Annotated in this window: 7 protein-coding genes; 6 read left to right on the forward strand and 1 reads right to left on the reverse strand. The window is 49.0% G+C overall.

From position 1 onward, the window contains the following. The 6 genes from OEM52_13775 to OEM52_13800 all read left to right on the forward strand — a co-directional run. Positions 1–732 (forward strand): hypothetical protein (locus OEM52_13775; protein MDK9701204.1); only part of this gene is annotated, 732 nt, incomplete at its 5' end. Beyond that, positions 675–1,880 (forward strand): chorismate synthase, encoded by a 1,206-nt coding sequence (gene aroC / locus OEM52_13780; GenBank protein ID MDK9701205.1) that lies wholly within the window; start codon positions 675–677, stop codon positions 1,878–1,880. The genes OEM52_13775 and aroC, both read left to right, overlap by 58 nt. Then, positions 1,862–2,422, forward strand: a complete 561-nt coding sequence (locus OEM52_13785; GenBank protein ID MDK9701206.1) for a shikimate kinase — start codon at positions 1,862–1,864, stop codon at positions 2,420–2,422. The genes aroC and OEM52_13785 overlap by 19 nt, the downstream gene beginning before the upstream one ends. Then, positions 2,419–3,498, forward strand: coding sequence for a 3-dehydroquinate synthase (aroB, locus tag OEM52_13790; protein ID MDK9701207.1), 1,080 nt, complete (start codon positions 2,419–2,421; stop codon positions 3,496–3,498). The genes OEM52_13785 and aroB overlap by 4 nt, the downstream gene beginning before the upstream one ends. A 2-nt stretch (positions 3,499–3,500) precedes the next feature. After that, positions 3,501–4,376, forward strand: coding sequence for a type II 3-dehydroquinate dehydratase (locus OEM52_13795; GenBank protein MDK9701208.1), 876 nt, complete (start codon positions 3,501–3,503; stop codon positions 4,374–4,376). Positions 4,377–4,393: 17 nt separating this feature from the next. Then, positions 4,394–4,909 carry a GyrI-like domain-containing protein gene (locus tag OEM52_13800; protein MDK9701209.1) on the forward strand — a complete coding sequence of 172 codons (516 nt, stop codon included), beginning with the start codon at positions 4,394–4,396 and terminating at the stop codon, positions 4,907–4,909. Positions 4,910–4,975: 66 nt separating this feature from the next. Here the strand turns inward: OEM52_13800 and OEM52_13805 are convergent. Next, on the reverse strand, positions 4,976–5,192 hold a 217-nt coding region (locus OEM52_13805; protein MDK9701210.1), incomplete at its 5' end, for a T9SS type A sorting domain-containing protein.

Here is a 5,192-nt window from a genome sequence, read left to right on the forward strand (position 1 = left end):
GGCGGTATGCAAGGTGAGTATGAAGTGTTTGATATAGAACGCGTACAACTTGCGGATATGCTCGAGCGTTGCTTTCAGGAAGGTTTTACAGGACTAAACGTCACTGCGCCATACAAGGAAATTGTTCTCGATTCATGTGAAACTATAAAATCTCCAGTCGATGTTATCGGATCGGCGAATACGTTATTGCGCGGCGAGACCGGTTGGATTGCGCACTGTACCGATCACTTCGGGGTGTGGTTTTGCATGACTCGCATGCAATTGTCGAAGTCCGGCAGAGCTATGATTCTCGGTGCTGGCGGTTCGGCACGGGCGGCTTGTTTCGCCTTACTACAGCAGAATTGGCAGGTGACGATTTCGTCACGACGGATCGAGCAAAGTCTGCAAGTCGCGGAGGATGTTCTTTCAATCGGGGTTTTACAGGTAGTACCCTGGGAGTTGCGCGAACACGTTATCGATGAAATGGATTTATTAGTGCAATGTACCACGATTGGCAGCGATGGAATTTTGTCGCCATTGCCGCTTTCTCATCGTTTTTTAGCGACGCTTTCGTATCTTGATGTGTTGTATTCGCCGCGCGAAACACCGCTGGCAACCGCTATCCGGGGGCAAGGCGCGACTGTAACGAACGGACTCCCATGGTTGTTCGGACAGGCTGCGGAGTCGTTTCAAATGTGGACGGGCAAACAAATGCCGGTATCCTTGTACAATTGGCTGGAGACACAACATTGATCCGCTACCTCACCGCCGGTGAATCGCACGGCGCAATGTTGACGGGCATCGTCGACGGCATTCCGGCAAACTTGAAATTGTCGGTAACGGATATCGATACGCAGTTGGCGCGCAGGCAACGCGGCTATGGGCGCGGCGAACGGATGGCAATCGAATCCGACCATATCGAGATTACCGGAGGCGTTCGTTACGGGAAAACGACTGGCGCTCCGATTGGTTTGTTACTCCGAAATCGCGATTGGGAAAATTGGCGAACAAAATTGTCGGTCGAAGCGAGCGAAGAACCAACCGCTCCTCTTACAATGCCGCGTCCCGGCCATGCCGACTATGCCGGTGCGCTTAAATACGCCCAACACGACATTCGTAACGTTATCGAACGGGCAAGTGCGCGCGAGACCGCCATGCGGGTCGCAGTAGGAGCGATTTGCCGTACGTTGTTAGCAGAATTTGGAATCACGATTTATAGCCATGTCGTCCAAATTGGGACAATTTCTCATAACAACAATCCAACCCTCAGCGATCTCGAAACCGCAGATAACTCTCCTTTACGTTGTATCGATCCGGTTGCCGAAGAAGCGATGATGCAATGTATCGACGAATGTAAAGCACGCGGCGATACCGTGGGCGGCGTGATTGAAATCATTGCGTTTGGAGTTCCGGTGGGAATCGGTTCTTATGGGCAAGGCGATAGCAGAATCGATGGCAGGATCGCAGGGGCATTGATGTCGATTCCGGCGGTTAAGACGGTAGCGATTGGCGCAATAGACGCTACCGAACTAATCGGCTCGGCGTTTCATGATACCTTTCTACCGGATCGTGAGACAACGGTACAGCGTCCTACCAACCGCGCTGGCGGTATCGAAGGCGGTATCACCAATGGCGAACCGATTGTTGTGCGAGTAACGATGAAACCGCTCGCATCGTTAACGCAACCGCTCGCATCGGTTGATTTGAAGACGGGAGAAGCAGTTGAAGCGTTGCGGGAGCGTTCCGATGTCTGCGCCGTACCAGCCGCGGGAGTGGTTGCCGAGAATCTGTTGGCGATTGTATTAGCCGATGCGTTTCTACAAAAAGTCGGCGGTGACAGCATTGAGGAAGTAACATCACACTACAATGCCTGGGGCGACCGGTGGCGCACGTTTTCTTAGCCGGCATGATGGGGAGTGGTAAGACAACGATTACTCAGTTGCTTTCGCGACAGCTATCAGTGCCATGTTATGACCTCGATAAGTTGGTATCGCAACGAATGCGTAAGAGTGTTTCGGAGATTTTTCGGCGGGATGGCCAAGAGAGATTTCGCGAAATAGAAGCTGCAGTGCTTCGTGAGAATTTGAAAAATCCAGATGGCATTTGGGCGCTGGGTGGCGGCACTTTAACTACACCCGGAATTCCGGAATTATTGCGCGAGCATGGTCTTCTCTTATTTTTATCGGTGCCGCTGGAGGTACTTGCGAACCGAGTAGCCGGAGACAAATCCCGGCCATTGCTGAATGAATGTACCACGCAGGAAGAACGTCTACAGCGGTTAACCGAGCTGTATGAAGAACGCAAAACAACTTATCAATTGTGTGAAGTCGAAATCCAACTCGATGGATCCGAACCGCCGGAAATCGCAGCAAGTATCGTGTTACAAGAAGTTGAACGACGCGGTTTCGTTTTCCACCCAGCAGCATCGACCAGAAATTCATGACTGCAACTATCAAAACATCGCGAGTGACTACGACCGAAATTCATAACGGATTTCCGGTCCGCAACGCTTTGACACAAATCGCTCAAACTGCTCGATCCCGGATTCTACTCATTACCGACGACAATGTCAAGCGGTATTATAACGATTTACTCATACACTTTCATGAAGGCAATCCCAGCTCGTTTGAACTTGTTATACCCGCTGGCGAATCCGCTAAAACGATTTCCACCTATCAAGCGATTTGTGACGATGCGATAGAACATGGTTTCGACCGAAGCGGAGTTGTCATTGCCTTCGGAGGCGGCGTCGTAAGCGATCTTGCCGGTTTCGTCGCAGCGACGCTTTTACGCGGAGTGCCATGGTTTGCGATACCAACAACAGTTATCGGAGCTATCGATGCCGCCATCGGCGGAAAAACCGGCGTGAATACGCTGCAAGCAAAGAACGCGTTAGGCGCATTTCATCCGCCGCAAGCAGTTTACATCGACCCCACTTTATTTTCGACACTCCCAAAGCGTGAGTTGCAAGCGGGATGGGGTGAAATCGCCAAGTATGGAATACTTGCCGGAGGTGAATTGTGGAAGCAAATCACGGAAACCAAGTTTGATTCTTCTCCCACAAATGATCTGTGTAATGCCTGTATTCGACAAAAAATCGCAATCGTCGAACAAGACCCTTTTGAATCGGGCATCCGAAAGCTACTTAACTTGGGACACACTGCGGGACATGCCCTTGAAGCGGTTACCAGATATGAACACTTGCGTCACGGCGAAGCGGTCGCTTGGGGTATCGGTGTCGCTGCCGAACTATCGCAGGTGTTGTTACAACTGCCAATCGATACGTTGTCAAAGATTGAACAGGTATTGCAAAGGTTTATGATACCACCTGTACACGTAACTCCGGAGCAAGTGGTAGACGCGCTTCGATTCGATAAGAAGCGCATAAACAGTCAAAACGACTGGATTCTATTCCACCAGATCGGTGCGCCGGAAATCGTAAAGAATGTTCCAATAGCAATTGTAGAAAGCATTATCGCAAAGCGTATCAATTTCCTACAGGAAGGAAGAGTAGCATAGGTATGAGAATTATTTGGGTGATCCAAGGTCCAAATCTCAATTTGTTGGGAGAGCGCGAACCCGAGCTGTATGGAAGTTTAACGTTACCACAATTGCAAAACGAGTTAGATCAATTTGCCGCGACATTAGGAGTTGAACTCCGACATTTTCAATCGAATCATGAAGGGGCGCTGATCGATAAATTGCAGGATGTTCGTAGCGATACCGCAGGCGCGTTGCTCAATGCCGGTGGATACACTCATTCCAGCATCGCGTTAGGCGACACTGTGAGAGCGGTAAAGTATCCCGTTGTAGAAGTGCATATCACTGACACCAATCGTCGCGAATCGTTCCGCCGGAATTCCTATCTCAGCAACGCCGCGCTTGCCACTTTCCAAGGAGAAGGAGTACTTAGTTACCGTAAAGCGTTGCAGCACCTAATTGATTTTCTCGATGGAAAAGTGGAACAGACATCGCAAGTAACTCAGAGTTCTTTACTGTTTTCAGTTAGCGAGACCATCCGACTTGACGATACTGATGCCGCTGGTATATTATTTAATGCTCACCTCTTCCGGATTTGTCATCGGGTGTATGAAAAATGGATGGCGACCATCGGGTTCTCCTTAGGTAGTATTTTGGCAGAACGAAAGTGGGGACTACCGATTGGTCGTCTTGAAGGTGACTTTTTGAAACCGTTACGAACCGGAATGCAAGTAATCGTAGAAATCGAATTGCTACGGTTAGGCGAACGTTCAATAACCTTAGGATATCGGATACGCGATGAGGATAACACTGTCTATGCGACAGCAAGCAGTGTGCATGTTGCAACCGATCCCGTTGGCAAGCGGGCGGCATTTCCCGAGCAGTTTTTACAAGCGTTGAAACCACATCTACGATAAACATAGTGGAGGCAAGAATGGGACAACCTGATTATCAGTTACCGGAACCACGAATTGTCAAACTCGATTCATTTCAAGTGGTGGGCATCGAAGGTAAGTCTTCGATGAAGAACAACCAGATACCAAAATACTGGGAAATGTTTATTCCCCGGGAGAAAGAAGTGAAAGCGATTGCAGACCCAAACATCAGTTATGGGTTTTGCTTCATGGATGATGAACAATGCGATGAAGAAAATGAGGAAACCGAATTTACAGTATTCATCGGCTTACCGGTCACAAAGGTCGATCAGATCCCGGATGGCATGAAGTATCGAACAATTCCAGCGTGCGAGTACGTTGTTTTTACTCATAAAGGCAAGTTTAACCCGAATGGTTTGCAGCGTTCCTATGGCTACATTTATGGTGTCTGGCTTCCGAAATCCAACCTGAAAATCGAGAGCCGCTTCAATTTTGAGTACTACGAAAAAGGGCGATTCAAAGGTGTCGATAATGATGATACCGAAATCGACATTTATGTGCCATTGAAGAAGTAGTATTTTTTGACGCCACGAAAAAAAGGCGGGTCTCACGACCCGCCTCTCTTTTTGTCTTGAATTGGACTACTTCACTAAAACCATCTTTCGGGTTTGTTGGAAATTGCCGCTTTCGATCCGGTAGAAGTACACGCCCGCTGCAATGCGCGATGCATCGTAGCGTACTGCATGTTTGCCTGCTGTTAGATTCTCATTAACAAGCGTTCCAACCTGCCGTCCAAGTAAGTCAAAAACAGTTAACTTGGTGTATCCGCTCTGTTTTAAGTCAAACCGGATTTCCGTG

This window comes from bacterium (genome assembly GCA_030247525.1).
Classification (GTDB): domain Bacteria; phylum Electryoneota; class JAOADG01; order JAOADG01; family JAOADG01; genus JAOTSC01.

Excerpts from the sequence above, each read along its gene's own strand:
- aroB (MDK9701207.1), top strand. The coding sequence starts at position 2,419 with ATGACTGCAACTATCAAAACATCGCGAGTGACTACGACCGAAATTCAT.
- OEM52_13795 (MDK9701208.1), top strand. The coding sequence starts at position 3,501 with ATGAGAATTATTTGGGTGATCCAAGGTCCAAATCTCAATTTGTTGGGA.
- OEM52_13800 (MDK9701209.1), top strand. The coding sequence starts at position 4,394 with ATGGGACAACCTGATTATCAGTTACCGGAACCACGAATTGTCAAACTC.